Annotated in this window: 13 protein-coding genes; 1 reads left to right on the forward strand and 12 read right to left on the reverse strand. The window is 72.0% G+C overall.

The genetic code is table 11. The annotated features are described in order from the left end of the window. Positions 1–2: 2 nt before the first annotated feature. From Saso_RS25765 to Saso_RS25775, 3 genes are all read right to left on the reverse strand, one after another. Positions 3–1,238: an aminotransferase class V-fold PLP-dependent enzyme gene (locus tag Saso_RS25765; RefSeq protein ID WP_189924930.1), complete on the reverse strand. Its 1,236-nt coding sequence runs from the start codon at positions 1,236–1,238 to the stop codon at positions 3–5. A gap of 98 nt (positions 1,239–1,336) precedes the next feature. Continuing rightward, positions 1,337–1,591 carry a hypothetical protein gene (locus Saso_RS25770; RefSeq protein ID WP_372442491.1) on the reverse strand — a complete coding sequence of 85 codons (255 nt, stop codon included), beginning with the start codon at positions 1,589–1,591 and terminating at the stop codon, positions 1,337–1,339. Positions 1,592–1,907: 316 nt separating this feature from the next. Further along, complete coding sequence (locus Saso_RS25775; protein ID WP_189924928.1) at positions 1,908–2,951, reverse strand: ScyD/ScyE family protein; 1,044 nt, start codon at positions 2,949–2,951, stop codon at positions 1,908–1,910. Positions 2,952–3,235: 284 nt separating this feature from the next. On the opposite strand from Saso_RS25775, the gene Saso_RS25780 reads away from it, so the two are divergent. After that, positions 3,236–4,126: an alpha/beta fold hydrolase gene (locus Saso_RS25780; protein ID WP_189924926.1), complete on the forward strand. Its 891-nt coding sequence runs from the start codon at positions 3,236–3,238 to the stop codon at positions 4,124–4,126. 55 nt (positions 4,127–4,181) lie between these two features. Here Saso_RS25780 and Saso_RS25785 read toward each other — a convergent pair whose 3' ends face one another. The 9 genes from Saso_RS25785 to Saso_RS25825 form a co-directional block, all read right to left on the reverse strand. Next, positions 4,182–10,709 carry an RHS repeat-associated core domain-containing protein gene (locus Saso_RS25785; RefSeq protein WP_229901400.1) on the reverse strand — a complete coding sequence of 2,176 codons (6,528 nt, stop codon included), beginning with the start codon at positions 10,707–10,709 and terminating at the stop codon, positions 4,182–4,184. Between the two features lie 96 nt (positions 10,710–10,805). Further along, positions 10,806–14,453: a laminin G domain-containing protein gene (locus Saso_RS25790; RefSeq protein WP_189924924.1), complete on the reverse strand. Its 3,648-nt coding sequence runs from the start codon at positions 14,451–14,453 to the stop codon at positions 10,806–10,808. A gap of 387 nt (positions 14,454–14,840) precedes the next feature. Then, complete coding sequence (locus Saso_RS25795) at positions 14,841–15,032, reverse strand: hypothetical protein (RefSeq protein WP_189924922.1); 192 nt, start codon at positions 15,030–15,032, stop codon at positions 14,841–14,843. 56 nt (positions 15,033–15,088) lie between these two features. Next, entirely contained in the window at positions 15,089–15,931 is an 843-nt protein-coding gene (locus Saso_RS25800; RefSeq protein WP_189924920.1) for a restriction endonuclease, read from the reverse strand. Between the two features lie 178 nt (positions 15,932–16,109). After that, positions 16,110–17,225, reverse strand: coding sequence for an NAD(P)/FAD-dependent oxidoreductase (locus Saso_RS25805; RefSeq protein ID WP_189924918.1), 1,116 nt, complete (start codon positions 17,223–17,225; stop codon positions 16,110–16,112). A 198-nt stretch (positions 17,226–17,423) separates the two neighbouring features. Next, a complete protein-coding gene (locus Saso_RS39100) occupies positions 17,424–17,534 on the reverse strand; it encodes a hypothetical protein (protein ID WP_359073140.1) in 111 nt (36 codons plus the stop codon). A gap of 323 nt (positions 17,535–17,857) precedes the next feature. After that, the gene (locus tag Saso_RS25815; RefSeq protein ID WP_189924917.1) at positions 17,858–19,018 is read right to left on the reverse strand and encodes a PP2C family protein-serine/threonine phosphatase; all 1,161 of its coding nucleotides are present in this window, start codon (positions 19,016–19,018) and stop codon (positions 17,858–17,860) included. A gap of 117 nt (positions 19,019–19,135) precedes the next feature. Beyond that, positions 19,136–19,894 (reverse strand): IclR family transcriptional regulator, encoded by a 759-nt coding sequence (locus tag Saso_RS25820; RefSeq protein WP_189924916.1) that lies wholly within the window; start codon positions 19,892–19,894, stop codon positions 19,136–19,138. A 49-nt stretch (positions 19,895–19,943) separates the two neighbouring features. Continuing rightward, positions 19,944–20,615, reverse strand: coding sequence for a hypothetical protein (locus Saso_RS25825; RefSeq protein ID WP_189924915.1), 672 nt, complete (start codon positions 20,613–20,615; stop codon positions 19,944–19,946). Between the last annotated feature and the right edge of the window lie 133 nt (positions 20,616–20,748).

Below are 20,748 nucleotides of genomic sequence, written 5' to 3' on the forward strand. Positions count from 1 at the left end.
GGTCAGGCCGCCGGTGCCGCTGCCTCGCGGGCCCAGTTCTCGACGACGGGCACGCAGACCGCGGCGAAGTGCTCGTAGTCCTCGGGGGTGTTGTAGACATGTGCGGACAGCCGGAGGTAGCCGACGCCGTCGAAGCTGGTGAACGCTGCCTCCACGCCCAGTTCGGCGGTCGCGCGGTCCCGCAGGGCGTCCGCCGCGAGCCGGGTCGTGCCCAGGCCCTCGGGCAGCCGGACCAGGCGCATCCCGGGGACGGGCATCCCCACGTCGACCGGGCCTTCCGGTGTCCCGGGCAGGCCGAAGGCCGCCGCGACGTGCCGGGCCCCGTGGTCCGCGAGTTCGTCCATGTACCGGCGGGCCGTCTCCCAGCCCCAGGTGGCGTCGACGAAGTCCAGCGCGGCGGGCGCGGCCAGCCACGCGGTGGCGTCGTGGGTGCCCTGATGGTCGAAACGGTCCGGGAAGGGCTCGGCCGCGCCCCAGGAGTCGATCAGCGGATGGAGGTCCTCCCGCAGCGGGCCGCGCGCGACCAGGGCGGCCGTGCCGCGCGGGGCACACCCCCATTTGTGGAGGTTGCCGGTCCAGGCGTCGCAGACCAGGCCTTCCAGCGGCGCGGCGAGCAGCCCGGGGGCGTGCGCGCCGTCGACGAGCAGGGTGATCCCGCGGCGCGCGGCTTCGGCGCCGACGCGGTCGACCGGCATCAGCCGGGCGGTCGCGGACGTGATCTGGTCCAGGACGATCAGCGCGACGTCGTCGTCCACCTGTGCCATCACCGCCCGGTACGCCTGCTCGGCGTCCGCCGCCAGGGGGACCCGGGCCGTGCGGACGGCGGTTCCCCAGCGGCGGGCGAGCCGCTGTGCGCCCATGGTCACCGCACCGTAGCCGTGGTCGGTGACGACGATGTCGCCGCCGGTGCGGGCGGACAGGGCTGCGTACACCGCGCTGGCCCCGGCACTGGCGTTGGGCACCAGCGCCAGGTCCTTCGCGTCGGTCCGCAGCAGGCCGGCCACGGCGGCCCGCACCTCGGCGATCCGTGCGGGCAGGGCCGGGAACCAGGCGACCGGGGCCCGCTCCATCTCCGCGCGCAGCGCGTTCTGCCTCTCCTGCGCCACGCGCGGGACCGCGCCGAACGAGCCGTGGTTGAGGTGGCGCATCCGGGGGTCGAGCGTCCAGGCGTCCAGCGCGGGCCGCCCGTCGGGCAGTGTCGGCGGTCGCGGCACGGTGACGACTTCGCCCTCGCTCACGGCTCTCCTCGGATCGTGGATCGTCCCTGGTCGGATGCCCGGCAGGGCCGGGCGGGTTCACGATACAGAGGCCGCTCGCGCATCGCGGACGGACGGCGTCAGGAGAAGAAGCCCCGGGGAGCGGGCAGGCCGGGGGTGGCGGGCAGGCCGGGGGTGAAGGAGGAGGGAGCGCTCATGACGCGGTCGAGGTCCCGCTTGATGCGTTCGGCCTCGCCGCGCACCTGGGCGGGGATGTCGCCGCGTTCGCTGATGAGGCGTTGGTAGATCGGGGTGTCTTCGAAGACGGGGATCACCGAGGTGGCTCTGCTTTCGTGGACGGTCGGGCAGGCCGACGGGGGACTTGCTTCGGACACGGCCGACGATCCGACGGAACGAACCGGCGCTTTCATGACGTCCCCTGACGGTTCGACAGCACAACCGCCCGCGGGGACGTCATCGTATTGTCCCCGATGGGCCGGGCGGGGGTGACCACCGGGGCACTCGGGCGGCGGAGCCGGCCGGTGCGGAAGGCCGTCCGGACGGCCCCGCGGACCACCCACCCTGTCGGTCTCCGGGCCCAAACGCGCGAGCGGCCCCGCCGGTGTGGGTCGCACACGGGCGGGGCCGTCATCACGGGCGTTCTCGCGCCGGGGTGTGGCGGAGCGCCGTACGGGCGGGTCGTGGACCTGGTCAGTAGGTCAGGCTCAGCAGCTCGCCGCTGGTGCCACGGGCGTTGTTGACGATGAACACCTTGCCGTCCCGGTTGACGTCGAGACCCGTGCCCATGATCAGCCTGTCGCCGGTCGGGATCTCGGTGACCGCCTTGGTGACGGGGTCTATCTTCAGCACCTTGCTCGGCTGCGGCGGGTCCTCGAGGTAGCCGGGGGTGTACGTCAGCGCGATCAGGTCGCCGTTCGGGGCGACGGCGAGGTCCACCACGTTGGTCAGGCCGGTCACCCAGAGTTCGGGGCCCTGGGGGCCGACCTTGTAGATCCGCGACTGGCCCGCGTAGACGCCGAGGCCGGCGACGTAGGTCGTGCCGTCGGCCGCCCGGGCGATGCCGGTGGGCACCCCGTCGCGGTCGTTCTCGTTCGTGGGCAGCACGAATTCGGTGGTCGTGGTGCCGCCGGCCGTGCGGAGCACGGTGTTGGCGCCCGCGTCGGTGGCGAGGTAGGCGCTGCCGCTGCGCAGCACCTTCCAGGGGTTGGAGTACGGCTCGCGGCCATCGGGGTTGAGCTGCGTCTCGTGGTCGACGTAGTCCGCCACGACCGAGCCGTCGCGGGTCCGCGTCAGCGTGCCCAGCGTCTTGGCCTCCGGGCCGAGCGCGGCGCGGCCGTTGCTGTCGAAGCCGCCCGAATTGAGCACGAGGTAGCCGCCGTTGGGATCGGGCAGGACGGCGGCCGGGCCGAGGGCCTGGACCGCGGCCCCGGGAGCCGCGCCCGGGCCGAAGGACGGCAGTCCGGTGACGACGCGGCCCTGCCAGGAGCCCTTGACCTTGTAGACGGCACCGGTCTTGCCGAGGCAGACCTGACCGACGGGGCAACCGGGCAGCCCCTCGCCCGACTCGGCCACCAGCAGGCTGCCGTCCGCCAGGGCGGTGACGTCACGGGGGTTCTTCAGTCCGGAGGCGACGACCTTGACGGTCGACTTGACGGTGGCACCGGAATCGGCGGCCGTCGCCGGACCGGCGGCGGCCAGAGGCACGGCGACGACACACGCCGATGCCGCAAGCATGGATTTAGTGAGGCCACTACGTGAATTCGACATTCCCTTATCGCTCCTTCTCCGTGCTGCGCTCCGCATGATTAAGGAAAGCGGACGATCGAACGCGGTGTCACAGTAGGGCAGTTCGGAGCGCACGACCGCGCCGGGCGAATGGGACCGGCGCGTATCTCGAGCGCGTTTCGAGAAACTCTCCATTCCGCTTTTTCCGCCGGAGTGCCCGCGGATCGACGCGATCAGGCACGTCCTTCCCGCGTGACCGATGAGTCCGGGCGGCGGATCGGGTCTGCCCCGGCATGACGCGCATCAACGCAGGAATCCCGGTCCCGCCCCCCGGTGATCCGACGACCACTGTCCACGTCGATGGAGTCGCCCTCGGCATCGAGTCGTTCGGCGACGAGGACGCCCCGCTCGTCCTGCTGGCGGGCGGGACCACGATGCTGTCCTGGCCCGACGCGCTGTGCGAGCGCCTGGCAGCCGCCGGACGCCGTGCGGTCCGCTACGACCTGCGCGACAGCGGGACCTCGACGACGGCGGACCCGGAGGCTCCCGGGTACACGCTGCGCGGTCTCGCCGCCGACGCGGCGGCCCTCGTCGACGCCCTGGGGGGCCGCCCCGCGCACCTCGCAGGGATCGGCGTCGCAGGGATGGTCGCCCAGGTGGCCGTGCTGGACCATCCGGACGCGTTCTCGGCGCTCACCCTGGTCGGCACCCGCGCCGTGGCGCCCGGCCCGCCCGACGACGACCTCCCCGACCATGACCGGGCGACGATGAGCAGGCTGTTCGCGCGTCCCCTGCCCGACTGGGGCGACCGCGAGGCGGTCGCGGAGTTCGCCGCCGCCGGCGCGGAGATCCTGGGCGACGACCCCGTGGCCGCGCGGGCGACGGCCGCGCGGGTCTGGGACCGCACGCCCGGCACCGCTCCCCCGGTCCAGGCGGCCAACCAGCTGGGCATGGTGTTCTCCAGGCTCGACTGCCGGCCCCGCTGGCGCGAGCGCCTGCCCGGGATCGGGATCCCCACGCTCGTCGTCCACGGACGCCGCGACCGGTTCTTCCCGGTCGGCAACGGCGAGGCGATCGCGCGCGAGATCCCCGGGGCCCGGCTGCTCGTCCTCGAGGAGGCCGCAACCGCGCTCCCGGAGACGGCGGTAGGCGAGGTCGCCGAGGCGATGCTCCGGCTCGGGTAGCCGACGAAGCGCCGGCCGCAGGGGCCGGCGCAACGCCGTGACGGGGGCGGGGGTTCTAGCGGCCGGGCTTCGGCATCGGCACCGTCTCCGTCCATCGGAAGGTCATCGACAGCGGCTTCTGACCGCCGGGGAAGACCGCGCGGGCGGCGTTGGAGATGCCCGACGCGATCGGGTCCTTGGCCCCGTTCTCGTAGCCCTCCTTGGACACGCCCCGGGTCAGCGACTCGACGGTCATCTTCTGGGTGATCTCGAACTGCACCGTGCCGCGCTGGTTCAGCCGGTTGTAGCCGGTCACGGTCGCCTTCATGTTGAAGGAGCCGAGCACGGCGCGGGTGGCGCCGGCCGCCGTCTCCGGGTCGTTGTCGCCGGCGAGCTGCATCAGGGCGTCGGAGACCTCGCCCACCATCATTCCCTTGAGGGGCAGATCGTTCATGGCGGCGCCGTATTTGGTCTTGTAGTCGAGTCCCTTGATGGTCTGGCCGATCTTCGTGTTCTTGCGGTGCGAAAGGAACGTGCGCACGACCTGCATCCAGATGTGGTCCTGGACGGCCTGGGTCATCTTGTCGTTCTCGTCGAAGTAGTAGGCGGACGGGGTGACGCCCATGAACCACATGGCGGTGAGCTGGGTGGCGTTGGGGTTGAGGATGACCTCCGGGTTGAGGACCAGCTGTTCGCGGTAGGCCGCCGCGGCCCGGCGGCCCAGCTCGTCCTGGCGCGACCACGTGTCGCCTCCGGCCGTACCGCAGTTGCTGTTGCAGGGGTGGGGTGCCTGCGGCTTCGAGTAGTCGACGGCCTCGTTGGGACGGCCGTTGCCGCGGGTGCCGTCCGGGCGGGTCGGGCAGGGCGTGTCGTCGCCGTTGCCGCCGCAGGCCAGGCCCAGGCCGGTGGGGTCGCTGTGGGTGAGCGGATTCTGCACCGCGTACGAGTACCCGTTGAGGGTCTGGAGCTTGTCGGCCTCCAGGAGCGGGTCGGCGCTGATGAACTGGCCGATGGACGGGTCGTATTCACGGGCGCCGATGTGCGTGAGGCCCGAGGCGGCGTCCCGGGTCTTGCCCAGGAAGCCCTTGTCGTCCGGCCAGGGCCCGTTCAGTGTCGTGCCGCGGTCGGCGCCGAACGGGGTGGTGTAGCGCTTGGTGAAGGTCTGTCCGGCGTCCGGGTCGAGCGCCAGCGTCGAGGTCCGGTGCTGGTCGGCCGTGAGGTAGGTGAGCTTGACGGCGCCCGACTGGTTGGAGCGCAGGGCGACGGTCAGATCCTCGGCCCCGTAGTAACGCTGGGCCCACGTGGTGCCATTGGCGCGCAGGTGGAGTTCGGTGGAGCCGGTGTACAGGACGCGCTCACCGTTCTGCGTGCTGCGGATCAGCAGGGTGCCGTCCGTCGTGTAGAGGTGGTCGGTCGCCACTCCCCCTTCGGTGAGCCGGCTCAGCTTGCCGTCGGGCGACCACTCCAGGGTCTGGGTCCCGCTCGTACCGGGGCGGTGCCAGGTGTTGCCGGACTTGTCGTAGTCGTAGGCACGTTCCGGCGCGGAGCAGTCGGCCTTGGTCGTGGTGCCGGTCAGGGTGTGGGGCTGGGCGGTGAGGGTGGTGGGGTAGCAGTACGTCGTCCTGGTGTCGCCGGTGCTCTTGTGCACGGTCTCGGCGGTCCGCTGGCCGGCGTCGTTGTAGGAGTAGGTCGACCAGTAGGGGGCCGGGCCCGACAGACTCGACGCGCTCCTCGCGTCGGCGCACTTCTGCGAGGCGGGCGTCCAGGCCTCGGTCAGGCGCTGGTGGCCGTCGTAGGCGAAGCACTGGGTCTCCGCGGAACCGTTGCCGCCCAGGAGGGTCGGGTCGCCGATCGTGGTGACGTTGCCGGTCTGGTCGTAGGTATAGGTGAGGTCGCGGAGCATGTACCCGTGCGTCTGGTCCGTGACGTTGCTGCGGGTCAGCCGCCCGGTGCCTTCCTCGTAGGTGTTGTTGACGTAGAAGCTCTTGGCGCCGGTGCCGCCGGTGCCCAGGGTCAGCTGCCGGGGCTGGGCCTGCGCCGAGTAGTCCACGCCGAGCAGATAGCCGGTCGCGCCGCCGACCGAGGTCACGTCGCCCACGGCGTCGTACCCGTAGTCGACGATCTCGGACGGCAGGCCGCCCACGGCGGGCTCGCGGCTGAACTTCTTGGTGCCGTCGGTGTTGAACCCGGTCTCGTACGCGATGGTGGCGGGTGCGCCGGCCTTGACGAACGGGTCGCCGGCCGGCAGCTGGAGTTCGGTCCCCGTGGGGCGGTCCAGGCTGTCGTAGGCGGTGACGGCCTGCGTGTAGGCCGCGCCCGCCTTGCCGTCGACATAGCGGGTGGAGGAGGTGAGCTGCCCCTTGAGGATGCTGTCGTAGGCGAATCCGGTGAGCTGGTTGGCGTCCGTCCTGGAGTTCTTCCAGGTGCCGGTGGTCCGGCCCAGGGCGTCGTAGGCGGTCAGGACGGCCGTGCCGCGCGCGTCCGTGGTGCTGACCGGGCGGTCGAGGGCGTCGAACTGGGTGAGCGTCACGCCCTTGTCCGGGTCGGTGCTGATGCCCTCACGGCCGAACAGGTCGTACACGTAGGACCACTTGGCGCCGTCGGGTCCGGTGAGCGTCAGCTTCTTGCCGTCCAGCGCGAAGTCCGTCCTGGTGGACGTGTAGGAGGCGCCGGCGCTGCCGCCGTAGGAGGCGTCGGCCGGACTCGTGCTCGCGTACTCGCGGGTCTCCGTCGCCTGGCCCCGGACGTCGCTGATCGTCCGCTGCGCCGAACCGCCCTCCAGGGCCGTGGTCGCGACCGAGTCGCCGGTGTAGCCGGTGCTGGTGGACCACTTCTTGACCCCGTAGGTGTACAGGGTGCTGGTCGTCGCACGGGCCGCCCCGTCGAACACCGTCACCGTCTGCTGGGGGGCCTCGCCGTACTCGGCCCTGGTGTAGGTGCCGTTGGGCTCGCTGCCGGTGTCGAAGATGTCGGCGGACGCCTCGTAAGCGAGTCCCCGGGTGTCGTAGCGGGTGTCGGTCAGCAGCCGGCCGCCCTCGGGAGTGGGCGACTGGGTCTGGAGGGGGCGCAGCAGCGCGTCGTAGATCGTGTAGGTGGTCTTGTAGGTCTCGCCGTCCTTCTTCAGCGTCGAGGTCGACACCCAGGACGGCTTGGTGTCGTCCGAGTGGTAGGCGTACTTCTGGTTGGGGCTCTGGCTGCCGCTCGCCCGGTTCGGCAGCCACACGTCGGTGAGCCTGCCGAGGGCGTCGTAGGCCATCTCGGTCTTCTTGAGGTTGACGTCGTAGGTACGCAGCGGCACCGCGCGGCGCGGGTCCAGGAAGGTGACCGTGGTGTAGGTCTTGGCGTTCGTGGTGACCGTCTTGGTCAGCGGTCCCGCGTCGACGGGTGTGTAGGCGGTGCCGGTGGGGTTGCCCGCCGCGTCGGTGACCTTGAGGGTGCGGCCCAGGGTGTCGTACGTCGTGGTGGTCGCCGTCTGCCAGCCGGACGGGAGCCGGTCGCCTGCCGCGTCCGCGGTGGCGGCGTAGCCGGTGGGGCGGCCGGTCCAGGTCGCCAGGCCCTTCGTGGGCTTCTGCGCCCCGGACCAGGTGGTGACGTCGGGGGTGTCGTAGACGGTGCCGACGTCGGACAGGACGCTGCCCCGCTCGGGCGCGGCCGGTTTCATCGTGGCGGGCAGGACGAGCGAGGCGTCCGCGGTCGCGCAGCCGCGGGCGACCGTGCGGGTGCGGGAGGTGAGGCCGGTGAGGCCGAGGTCGGCGTTGCGGGCGTACCAGGTGCGGGTGCAGGTCTCGTCCGAGGCCTTGCCGACCTGCCCCGAGTCGTCGACGGTGACCGGCATGCCGTAGCTGTCGTAGGACGTGGTCGTCAGGCGCTCGCGCCAGGTCTGCGAGGCGGTCAGATAGGTGTAGCTGTGCGCCTTCTGCGGGCGGACGTAACGGGCGACGTGGTCGCCGGCTCCGGGCACGCTCTGGCGGGCGGTCTCCTGCGACCAGGGGTCGTCGACCGTCGCCGATACCGCCGTGGACCCGTCGTAGGTGACCTGTTCGCGCAGCTGTCCCGCGTACGGTTCGCTGTCGGTGATGGTGGCCGCCCCGAGCGCGGGCGCGGGCAGGGGTGCGACGGAGACGGACTTGGCGGTGCCGTCGCTCTTCTTGTCGCCGTCCATGCCCTGGAGGTAGAGGGAGACCGTCCGGGAGCGGGTCACGCCCGTCGCGCCGGTCCACGCGGTCACCTGGGCGTAGCCGCGCCAGTCCGACCAGGTCCGCTCGTCCTTCGGGGCGAACGGGTCGTCGTTGTGGCGCCAGGCGGCACCGCTGTAGGAGTAGGCGTGTTCGACGGCCTCGTTGTTGCCGGTCGGGTCGGCGATGCCGACCGCCAGCACGCGGTACTTCTGGAACCAGTCGATCGAGGCATCCTCGCCGCCGTTGATGTGCCAGAACTGGGGATAGCAGGAACGGGTGTTGGTGTCCGGGGCGGCGCCCAGCACCTGGCTGCGCACACATTCCGCCGCCGACAGCGTCACCGAGGTGATCGCGCCGGTCTCCGAGACGACGGTGGAGATGCGCGGCCTGGTCAGGGGCAGGATGTCGTCGGTGCCGTCGACGCGGTTCGGCCGCATCTGGTAGGTGAAGGAGACCGGGTCCGACGCGATGCTCGTGGTGCCGGCCTTCGCGGTGCGCCGGAGCGACTTCAGGGTGAGCACCTGATCGGAGCTGTCACCGATGTCGCCGCCGTCGAGGTACTGCTCGACCAGGTCCCAGGAGTCCACCGCGTCGTAGCCGGTGGAGGCGGCGTCGTAGGAGAACGTGTCGATGCCGGTGAGGCGTTTGCGGGAGAAGAAGGCGGGGCCGACGGCCTTGCAGTCGTCGTCGTCCTTGGCGCAGACCGCGTCGAAGGGGACGTCCGGCCAGTTGTCGGCGGTGTCCTTGGTCAGCGAGGAGCAGTCCGTGGCGGTGCAGCGCTCGGCGTAGTCGAAGGTGACCTTCGCGTCCGCCTTGTCCGTGAACAGGGCGCCCTTGCGCAGCCCGTACTCGATCCGGTTCAGGTAACTCCCGCGCGTGTAGGCGGCGTCGGCCTTGTCGGCCTTGTTCTTCTTGTAGTAGTTGGACTCCTTGGTGTACCAGTAGGTGGCCGCGTTGTCCCGCAGGTCCTCGACGTAGTCGAGGTTCCACCGCCAGGCCTGGGTGAGGGCGCGGTCGGCGAAGGCGTCGCCCGCGGAGTAGCCAGGCTCGCCCGAGTCGTCGCCGAACACCGGTACCGTCGCGACGGAGTTGGTGCGCTGGGTGTCGGCGCCGTCCGGTTTGTTCAGGCCGAACACGTACTTGGTGCCGTCACCGGTGACGACGGTCCAGTACTCGCCGTTGTCGTCGCCGTTGTCCGCGCCGGTGGACCTGGTCACCTTCGACGCGTCGTCGCCCTCCAGCCGCCAATGGTTGTCGTCGTCGTCCTTGACCAGCCGGGTCGACCTGCCGTTCAGGACCAGTCGGGCGTTGTCGTACTTCCAGCAGAGGTCCGAGATGTCCTCGTGGCCGTCCTCGTCGCAGGAACCGTAGGTGCGCTCGATGTAGGACTCGGTGAGCGAGAAGCCCTCACCGACCGAGGTGCCCTGGTTGTTGGAGGTGGCCGTGCGGCCGTCGACGCTGCCCGAGTCGTATGCGAGGGACAGGGGCGGCAGCGGGCCGGCCGCCGCGGGCGGCAGCGTGAAGTCGTACGACCAGGTGAACGCCCCGGAACTGGCGCCCGCCTCCCAGGACGAGGATGCCGAGAGCGGGGTGGCCGAGTAGTCGCCGGTGCCCTTGGGGGACTGCCCGGACCCGGCCGCGACGGCGGTGACGGCCAGCACCGTGGCGGCCGGGGCGGCTCCCGCGGCCTTCCCGAGCCGGGGCGAAGCGCCGTCCGCGGCCTCGGCGATGTCGGCCTTCGCCGAGACCGACTGCCGCGCGGTGTCGTTGTCGGACGCGAGCGGACGCTGGGTGCGGCACTCGCTCTTGACGGGTGTCGTCAGGGCGCACGCGGGGAGCTGCACCAGGCGCAGTCGCTGGGACCAGCCGCCGCCCAGGGCCGAGGAGAAGCCGCTGTAGTCCACGCTCACCTCGGCCGTGCCCGCGGTGTCCGCCTCGGCGGTGAGGAGCACCCCGGTCACGCCTGCCGCGCGTGCGGCCTTCTGGTCCAGCACGGTGACGCGCGCGGCGCCGGCGGCCGCCGCCCTGTCCCCGGGTGACGGCGCCAGCGTGACGGGGACTCCGCCCGGTTCGGCCTTGCGGGCCTTGCCGCCCGCGAGGGCGAGGGTGGCCTCGCCGTGCCCGGGCCAGGCGGCCTGCCGCTCCGTACGGGCCCGTTCGGCCTGGGCCTTGTTGGCCTTGTTCTCCCGGGCGACCCGTTGGCGGGCCTCCTTCGCGCCGAGCCCGTCGACCGTCTCGACTCTGCTCACGCGGGACTTGGGCACGGCGGGCCGCCCGAGGCCGGAAGGCTCCGCGGCCTGGGCCAGCTGTGCCGCGCCGAGCGGTGCGACGAGTGCCAGGGCCAGCGACTGCACCAGCAGCCGGCCGGTTCGGTGCCGTCCGGCGGCACTCCCTCGCCAGATTGAGGTGCCCCTGCCAAAGATCATGGTTGTCTTCCCCCGGTCCTGTGCGGTGGTGTGGAGAGAGGCGCGCGGACGACGGGGCGGGGCGGTCCGCCGAGCGGACCGCCCTGCCCTTTCCCGTCAGTCGCCCACGGTTTCTTCGATCTGGTCGGATCCGGCCATCGCGCCCGCCCACAGGCGCACGTCCGCGACGCGTCCGGGCAGGTAGTGCCCCCACGCTCGGGTGGCGAAGTCCTTGCCGACCGCGAAGTCGCCCGAGCCGATCGTGGCCGTGAACGCCTGGTCGTCGCCGTTCTGGACGGCTCCCAGATAGAGGCCGATCGTGCCGTCCTGGGCGTTGAGGACACCGGTCATCCTGACCATGCCGTCCACCGCGGCGGCCTCTTCCGAGGACACGGCGCTGAAGGTGCCGCCGGCATCGAGGCGGCCGAAGCGCCAGAAGCCCACCGGGACGGTCTTCTCCTCCAAGGTCTCCTCGTCCAGCACGGTCTGTTTGTCCGTCAGCTCGTACCACAGGCCCCAGGACGAGCCGTCGGCCGTGCGCTGCCCCACCACCTGGCCGGTGTAGCCGACGCTCTTGCCGGCCAGCGCGGTGGCGTCCAGCGACGCGAGCGCCGTGACCGTGAACGACCCCGTGTCGTCGACCACCGGGCCTGCCGTGGTGGCCGCGTCGTCCACGCCGTCCAGGACGATCGCGTCGCCGTCCAGCGAGGCGCCGCCGCCGAGGGCCAGCGACCGCCCGTAGCCCGAGGTGGTGTCGGCGACGGTGCTGCCGGTGCCCCGGTCGGCCGACCAGTCGGCGACCAGTTCCACCCCGGCGTTCCCCTGCGACGTCAGTGCCCGCGCGTCGTCCTCGATCTCCTCGGGGGACAGGGCCCGCTGCCACGCCGTGGGCTCGTCGATGCCGCCCTTGAAGTAGTCCACGTAGGTGTCCGCGTACAGCAGGCGGCCGATCTGGAACGCGCCGTCGGCATGCCAGGCGGGCCCCGCGTCGGCCGAGGCCTGGAGCTTGCCGTTCACATAGAGGTGGACCTTCTTGGCGACGGCGTCGTGGACACCTGCCACGTAGGTCCACACGCCCTTGGGCGCGGTGGTGGGCGCCGCCGCCTCGTGGAAGGCGCCGTCCGTGCCCAGCACGCGCATGCTCCACTTGGTGCCGTAGGAGATGATGAACGGGCTGTACTTCGCGGTGAACGGGCTCGTGGCCGTGGACTGACTGAGGACCGTCACGGTCTTCGTGGAAGCCGGGTCGACCCGTACCCAGGCGGCGACCGTGTACGACCCGGTCGTGTCCAGCACCGTGCCGGCCGTGGCCGCGTAGCCGGTGGCGCCGTCGAGGGCCAGCCCCTTGTCCGTCACCGGTGTCGCCAGCGGCACTCCGGCGGCGTCCCGTGTGATGAGCCCTCGACGGCCGCGGTCGTCGCGGACCGCGCCACCGCCGAGGGTCGCGTTGTCCGCGCCGTCCCAGGTGGCGGAGTCCAGCGCCGCTCCGTCGTTCTCGCCGAACTGCCACTGGCCGACGGGCTTCTCGCCGTCGGCGACCAGGAAGTCGACGACCGACTGGGCGCCGTAGCGTCCGATGCCGTCCTTGGCCCGCACGTACAGGCGGTACGTGCCCGCCTTGGTGGGCGTGACGCCGACCGACACCGAAGCCCCGGTCTGGTCCTTCGACCAGGCGGCCGTGGAGGAGAGCTTGTACTGGTAGGCGACGTTGGTGTCGCCGGTGGCGGGCCCGAACTTGAAGGTGCCCTTCACGGCGGGTCCGCCGTGAGCGGTGCAGTCGTTGGTCGTGCAGGGCGTGTAGGGGCTCCCGACGGTGACGGCGGGCGCCTTGGGCGCGCTGGAGTCCACCTTGAAGTAGCACCAGCCCGTGGTGGAGGCGTTCGACGCCCCGGCCAGATAGCTGGCGCCCCCGTTGTAGTACGACCGCGCCCAGGCCCGGTACCGGTAGAGGGTGCCGTCCGTCAGGGTGGACCAGGTGAGCGTCACCTTGGCGTTGTCGCCGACGTAGCCGGTCGAGGGGCGTACGTCACCGTTGCCCGGCGCGGTGTCCACCCAGGTGCTGCCGCTCTTGCTGTCGAGGTCGTAGGCGATCCGCAGCTGGGCGTCCTTCTCGCCGCCGGCCTTCGTCTGCGCGGTCGCGGCCAGCGCGGGGGTGGGGTCGGAGACGACCGCCGGGTCGCTCTCGCTGGTCTCGCAGACCGTGCCGGAGCCGGTGACGAGGCCGATGGCGCTCGGCTTGTCGGGCAGCCCGACGAAGTTCACGGCAAGCACGGCGTCGTTCTTGAACCGCTTCCACGCCGACGGGTCGGACTCGTCGTGCGCCTTGATCTCCAGCGTCAGCCGGGAGAACTTGCCCGCCGCGAAGTTCGACAGCGTGGAGGTGAGGTTCTCGTTCGTCTCGTCCGGATTGTCGTTGAACTCGATCGGCGCGTCCGGAGCGTCCGGGTCGCACAACGACCCACGACCGGCCGACACGTTCCGGTCCACCATCAGATCCAGCTCCGCCGGCCGCGACGACCAGGTCGTCGCGGAGGAGATGTTGTTCGTCCGCACCAGATCCACCCAGCGCGGATCGCACTGGAACGCCCACGGCTCCGTCACCCGGAACGTCGCGTCCAGGACCTTCTTGCCCTTCAGACTCGCCGGGGAGAACTCGAAGTACAGCTTCTGCACATACCCAGGACCGCAGTAATAGCCGTTCCAGGTACCGCACTTGCCGGCACCCTTGCCCTGGTCGTCGTCACCGTTGCCCCACCCGTACGACTCGTAGCCGTCACTGCGCAGCAAGGTGCGCTCCGACTCGCCCCAGGTCACCGTCGGATCGATGAACAGCGGAAAGGCGTCCGCTCCGGTCCTGGTGAGCATCGTGGTGTCCGGCACCACCGACAGCGAGTCCTCGGTGACGGCCACGTCCATCCTGGCGACCTTGTCACCCTCACCCGGCTCCACCCCCGACCCCGAAGGCACCCCCTCGGCCGCGCCGGAGGCAGCCACCGGCCCCTCACCCACCGCCTGCGTCCGCAGCGACCGAGCCCCGGGCCCCGACGAATCCCCGGCGTCCCCGGACGCGCCGGCCGCCTCCCCCGCCGAGTCCCACATCCGGGCCGGCGGCGCCTTGAACACCGTACGGCCACTGCCGTCCACGGCGGTGAGGTTGCCCGCGGCCCCTTCACGCACGTCCAGACCCCGGGCCTTCAGCCCGAAGGTGAGCTTCTTCAGCTCCTCGTTCGCCGCGGCCTGAGGCGTCTTCACGACGAACACCGGCTGGAAACTCTCCGGCGTCGCCGTCACCTGAAGGTCCACACCCGGCAGAACCTCGGCGTACACGGCACGCGCACCGTCCAGCCGGGGCGCGGGCAGCTCGCCCGGCCATCGGAGTTCCAGGGAATTTCCCTGCTCCTCGATCCGGGCCAGGGGAGCCTTCTCCCCTCCCCCGGAGAAGGCGATCGACACGGCCGCCGCCTCAGGACCGACCGTGCCGTCGGAGCGCTTCTCCAACGTCGCGTCCGGCGCCCGCCAGCCACCACCCGGATCGGCCACCCGCACCGGAACCACCGACTGCTCCATGGTGAACGTGAAGCCGTCCGGGTCGGCGAAGACCGTCGTCCGGTCCGTCCGCTCCCCCGTCACCTCCACCCGCTCGCCGGAGGCCTTCGCCTCCGCCAGCGCCCGCTGCCCCTCCGTCGAAGGCGCGGAATCCGCCTCCGGGAAAGCGGCCGCGGCCTGCTGCGCGGGCAGCGCCAGCAGACTCAGCAGGACGGCCACCGCGGCCGTCGTCGCTCCCGTTGCCGTGCGTCTGCCGCGTCCACGACGTCCGAACGCGCCTGAACCACCCCGTGCCGACAGCACTGAACTCCGCCCCCCAGAGTCAGAGAATCCCGAAAAAGTGCTCGCATTCAAACCGTCCCCTTACCCACCGTCAAGAAGTCGTCGCTTTACGCAATGGCCATTTGGCATGCCAAAACCGGTCAAACGACGTAAGGAAAACGAGCCTTTTCCGAGCCGATGTCCACGCGGGGCGTGCGACGAAAGACGGATGAAAGAAAAGAGAACGACGAAAGAAAGGGGAAGGACCCGAGAAGGCAGGGGAAAGGGAGGAGCGCAGGGAAACGCGAAAGCGGGGGAAAGGCCGGGCGAAAGGGGCGGCGCCCGCTAATTGATGGTCATCACCAGGTAGAGGCCCGCCACGACCGCGACCACGCAGACGACCGCCAGAACCACCAGTGCGAGGCCGATCAGGCCTGTCGTGCCGGCGATCAGCGTCCACCCGGCCCGCTCCGCGCGCTCGGCCCGCCGGACCGCGTCGCGGTAGTCGCTGTCGTCGTTCCAGTCGCCCTCGGTCATGGTTCCCCCCTCACCGGAGCTTACCGGCTGCCCCGTCCCGCCCCCAGGCCCGGCGGTCACGGCTGCGGCTCGTACATCGGCTCCGGTTCCCGCTCCTGCCCCTGTTCCAGCTCCCAGGGCGCCGGGCCGGTACCGGTCTGCCAGTGCCAGAGGTCGTCGCCGTCCACGCACACGATGCCGCACTGCTCCGCATACTCCAGGGCGGGCGCCGTGAAGTCGCCCGTGGTGACGACGGCGGCGACCTCCGCCCCGTGCACGGTGTAACAGGTGCCGCCGAAGCGCTGCATGTCCTGGGAACCGACACGGTTGGTGTCGCTGTAGCGCTTGCACTGGACGACGAGCGCCCGCCCGTCCGGTGTCCTGCCGATGACGTCCGCGCCCAGGTCTCCGGCCCCGCCGACGACTTCCACCGCGGTGCAGCCGTCGCGCCGGCAGAGCTCGGCTATCGCCTGCTCGAACTCGTCGGGATCCAGCTCCTCGTAGACGATCGCCTCGGTGACGGCCACCGCCTCCTCCACCGGCGGTACCACGGGCTCGGTCAGCCGGACCGTCCGGGCGATGTCGTGCCGGGCGTCGGGCGCGGGCGCCGGCGGTGCCGTCTCGAGCGCCTCCACCACCGTCTCCGTGGCCGCCTCCAGGGACCTCGCGGCCCGGCGCGCGACTCTCGCCGCCGAGAAGCGGCGCCGCCCCCGGTGGCCCGCGACGACTCCCGCCGAGGCGAGCAGCAGGAGCGCGACGGCCCAGCCGGGGCGGGCCTGCGCCGCGGCGGCGACGGTCCTGCCGACCATGACCGCGAGCGTCAGGAGAATGGCGAGGAGCACGAAGTACACGGCCGTGGAACGGAGTTCGAAGCGGCGCGGAGCACGCACGGCCTGCGGGGCACTGGGGGGTACGGTCATGGCGGTGCTTCCTCCCGGTCCGGCAACGAAGATCATCCAGCGTGTGCCCAGGACCGGCCCCCGCCATGCGGGCGCGCTGCCGACGAGCCATTTCCGCACCGCACACGGGAGTTGATGCCCTTTCGGCCGTCCGGCGTGCGGTTCGGCCACGCGGGTGTCTCCGCCGCGGCGCGCGGGCTCAGGTCGCCGTGTAGCCGAGCTGGCGCCGCATGTACGGGGTCATGAGGGTCTTGGCCTTGGCCAGGACGGAGGTGCGGCTGCCCAGTACTGCGCTCTCACCGCCCGGCACCGGCACCACCGTCAGTCCGTCCGCGGCGCCGAAGGGGACGATCAGCGGGGTCCGCTGGGCCGGCCGGTAGAAGCGCGGCTCCCTGCGATGCCGGGCAGAGCTGCCCGAACTCCTCAGATGCGCGCGGATGTTATGCGCGGCGAGGTCGGCCTGGGCGAGCGCGGCGGGGGTGATCTTGAGTTCTGTCGCGTCGTTCACGTCGCCGACCGCGAAGACGTCCGTGTGCCCCTCGACCCGGAGCCTGCGGTCGACCCTGATGTGCCCCGACGCGTTGAGCCAGTCACCGTGTCCGGCGAGCCGCAGCCAGAGCGTGTTGGGCGTCGTGCCCGTGGCCCAGAAGGAGAGGTCCGCCTCCATGTCGTTGCCGTGCGCGTCCCGGTAGGTGCCGAAGTCGTTCCCGGGCGACATGAACGAGTCGAGACGCACCTCCACGTCGTGGGACTCCAGCCAGGCCAGCGCCCTGCGCCCGGCCCGCTCGCTGCCCGCGGAGTTCAGCAGCGCCGTCCCGGCGTGGGCGAGCGTGACCCGGGCGTCGGGCCGGGCGAGCCGCACCTCCGCGGCGAGTTCCACGCCGGAGGGCCCTCCCCCGACGACCAGGACGTGTCCGGCGGTGGCGACCTTGCGCTGGTGGCCCGCGAAGGACTTGATCGTCTCCTCGGGCGTCGTGCCGGTGAAGCGGGCCGGTTCGGGGTAGTCGGCGCCGGTGGCGATCACCAGGACGTCGTACGGGAGCCGTTCGCCCGTCGCCAGCACGACCTGCCGTGCGCCGGTGTCGACGCGTACCGCCTTGCCGACGACCATCCGGCCCTCGCGCAGCAGCCGGTCGTACGGGATGAACGGGGTGACCGACCACTCCGGGCGCACGCCCGCCCGCAGGGAGGCGATGCGGTGGAAGAAGACCTCCTTGCGGTCCACCAGCGTGACGCGCGCCGTCGCGTCCAGTCGTTTCGCGAGCCGGACGCCCGCGTAGCCGCCGCCGATCACCACTATGTCGCCGTCGCGCACGCGCGTCTCCTGTGCAGGGGGAAGTGAGCGGCGCGCCGTGGGGGCTTCCTCGGCCACTCGACTGGCGAAGAGCGTAGCGCTTGAACTTTTAAGTTCTCGTGGAGTCGTGTGCAGCTGTGTGGACGTTCCGTGAAGGCGTGCGGAACGCCCGTCCGCGCCACCCGATGCGCGGGCGCCCGCCGCCCACGCACCCGTCGCTCAGGCGTCCTGCGGCCCGCCGGCCGTGGGCAGCCACACGCGCATCGTCGAGGGGCCCCGCCGCGCCCAGGAGTGGTACGGCACCAGGACGATCCCGGTGGGCGCCGCCACGGGTGCGGCGGCCCGGCCGAGCGGAGGGTAGGCCAGGGGGCCGCGCCGTCCGGTGCGGCGAGGAGTGCGCCGTCGACGACGACCGTGCCGTCCGGGCCGTCCTGCGGCTCGGCCGACGGATCCACGCGCACGGCGTCGACGTCCCGCCCGTCCGGCAGGTCCGCCGGGCGGCGGCTGCGACATGAACCGGACGACCAGGGCGCAGAAGTTCATCTGGAACGCCGACGGCACCCCGAACTTCGGCACCCCGGTGGCCCTCGGCGTCCCCCTGACCGCTCCGTCCGGGGAGTAGCGGGGAGCAGCCGCACGGCACAGCGCGGCGATCACACGGCCTGGTCCCCCAACAGCTCACCGGGAACGACCGGTTGGGGGACCGGTACGGGTGCCGTCGTCGGCTTGCGGATCAGGAGCAGCGCCGCGTCGTCGTGCAGCCGGCCGCCGACATGGGCCAGCAGTTCGTCGTGGACCGCGCCGACCGTGCGCGCGGGTTCGTCGCACAGATGACGCGCCAGGCCCTCGACGAGCGGATAGAACTCGCGGTCGCGGTCGCGGGCCTCGATCACGCCGTCCGTGTACAGCAGCAGCTGGTCCCCGTCGGCGAAGGGCAGCACCTGGAGGCTCGGCGTCTGGTCGGTGAGGGCGCGCAGTCCCAGCGGCGGGGCCGGCTGCGTGGGCTCCACCGCGGTGACGGCGAGAGAGGCGCCCACGAGCAGCGGCGGGGCGTGCCCGCAGTTCACCACCTCCAGCTGCCCGGGGCGCGGGTACCCGGCGACCACGGCGGTGACGAAGTCGTCGGTGCCGAGGTTGCGCGCGAGGCTCCGTTCGATCCGGTCGACGACGGCGAGGAGGTCGGGTTCGTCGTAGGCGGCCTCCCGGAAGACACCCAGCACGAGTGCCGCGGTCCCGACGGCGGGCAGCCCTTTGCCGCGCACATCGCCGACGATCATCCGCACGCCGTACGGGGTGGGCACGAGTGCGTAGAGGTCACCGCCGATGCGCGCTTCCGCGGCCGCCGCGCTGTAACGGACCGCCACCTCGAAGGGACCGACGGTGGTCGGCACCGGCCTGAGCAGGGCGTGCTGGGCGGCCTCGGCCACCGACCGGACGTCCGCGAGCACCCGTTCCCGGCGTCCCCGCAAGGCGCTGGCCAGGGCGCCCGCCAGCGTGACCGCCACCAGGGAGGCCAGCACGGCGGCCACCTCACGGCCGGGCGCGCCGGCCCGGGCGCCGAGCGTGGCTCCGACGGCCCCGGCGAGGAGACCGACACAGAGGACACCGCGCGGGCCGTTCGTGGTGGCCGCCAGTGCGGGTCCGGCCGCCAGGAGGGGCAGCCAGATCATGCCCGCGTCGCCGAAGAGGCCGACGAGCATGATGACGAGCAGGATCAGAACCGGCAGCAGGGGGCCTGCCACCCGGTGCCGGAACGATCGGAACAGCAGCGTCGGATGGTGGTGGTCGCCGTCACGGTTGCGCGCATGGCTCATGCTTCGTCCGCAGTCCTCACCTGTGGGTGCGCCGGGGCACTTCGAAATGTCCGTTTCCCCTAGGGAACGGGATCGGCCCGGACGCTCACAAGGATCAGATTTTCAGATAGTGAACGATCACATGGTGAGGGAAAGACCCCTGGTCACGCGGCCGGCGGTGGGGAGCAGCCGCTCCCGTACCTGTTCCAGCCGGGGCAGCCGGTCGGCCGGCAGCGAGACGCCGAGCGAACCCAGTATGTCGCCGCTGTACACGGGCACGGCGACGCACACGGTGCCGAGCGCGTACTCCTCGAGGTCGGTGACGGCGGGGGCCACGGGCGAGGCGTCCAGCTGCCGCAGCAGTTCCGGGGCGCTGGTGATGGTCCTGGGGGTGAGGTCGGCGAGGTGGTGGCGGGAGAGGTAGTCCTTGCGGGCTTCGTCGTCCAGTTCGCGCAGCACCGACTTGCCCAGGGCGGTGGCGTGCCCGGCGTCCTCGAAACCGACCCACAGGTCCACCCGGGGCGCCCGGGGACCGTCGACGATCTCGGCCACCCGGATCTCGCCCTCCTCGTAGAAGGTCAGGTAGGCGGCGGTGGCGAGCTCGTCCCGCAGTGCGGCGAGCGCGGGACGCACCCGGCTGAGCAGCGCCTGCGCCCGCCCGGCGGTGTGCAGCGTCTGGAGCCGGTCCCCGAGGACGAACCCGCCGTCGGGGAGTTTGTGCAGGTAGCCGTCGTTCACGAGGGTGCGCAGCAGGTGGTAGGTGGTGGCCAGGGGCAGCCCCGTCTCGCGCGCCAGCTGTTTCGCCGGCGCGCCGTTCTGGTGTGCGCTCGCCGCCTCCAGCAGCCGGAAAGCCCGCTGCACGGAGGTGATGAGCGTGGGCCCGTCCCGCGCACCCATAGGACAAGCGTGCGCCGGACACCCGCCCCGGGCAAGGCACGGGACGGGCTCAGCGTCCCGGCCGCTCGAAGTGGGCGTAGGGCGGATACGGCTTGAAGCTGATCAGCACCTCCAGGGGGTGGCCGCCGCCGGGCGGCTGGGTCAGGGCGGGCAGCGACGTCATCAGCACCGAGCGTCCTTCGACGACCCCCTTCTGGCGTGGGCCCCAGCCGGCCGCCGCGGCGAGGTCCGTGGCCGTCTCGGCGAAGACGTCCCGGCTGCCGAAGAGGAAGAAGGTCCTGGCGTGGGTCGCGTGCCGCAGTTCGTCCCGGGCGTCGCCCCGCCGCGCGCGCTCGCGCCAGGCTGCGGCGTCCCGGGCGGTGCGCGCCTCGTCGGTCCCGACGGTCAGCGGGGTGCCGTGGACCAGCCTGCGCCGCAGCCCGGGCCACTTGCCGGCGCGCAGGCCGAGCGTGCGATGGGCGAGGACGAGGTCCACCGGTTCGCCGGTGCCCTCGTCCGGCGGCAGGCCGTCGCGCAGCGGTACGTGGACGACGGTGTGCCGGGAGTAGGCGGCGAAGGAGAACAGCCCCGCGAGCCGGTTCAGCCCGTCGTGGTCGCCGAACAGCATCCCGATGGGGTCGGGGGCGCTCAGCGAGGTGTGGCGGAGCGGCTGCCGGGGCTGCACGACACGGTGCTCGTGCGGTCCGGTGCGGGGCCTGAACTGGAGCAGCCTCAGCTGCATACGGAAGACCTCATACGGCCAGGATCCCGGCGGCCCGCCCCCGCGGGCAACGGAGATTCTTCCGCGACCCCGGCGGACCCGCACGGCGGGCTCGCACGCCGGACTCGTCCCGGTCGCGGTACGCGCCCGGCCC

This window comes from Streptomyces asoensis (assembly GCF_016860545.1).
Classification (GTDB): Bacteria; Actinomycetota; Actinomycetes; order Streptomycetales; family Streptomycetaceae; genus Streptomyces; species Streptomyces asoensis.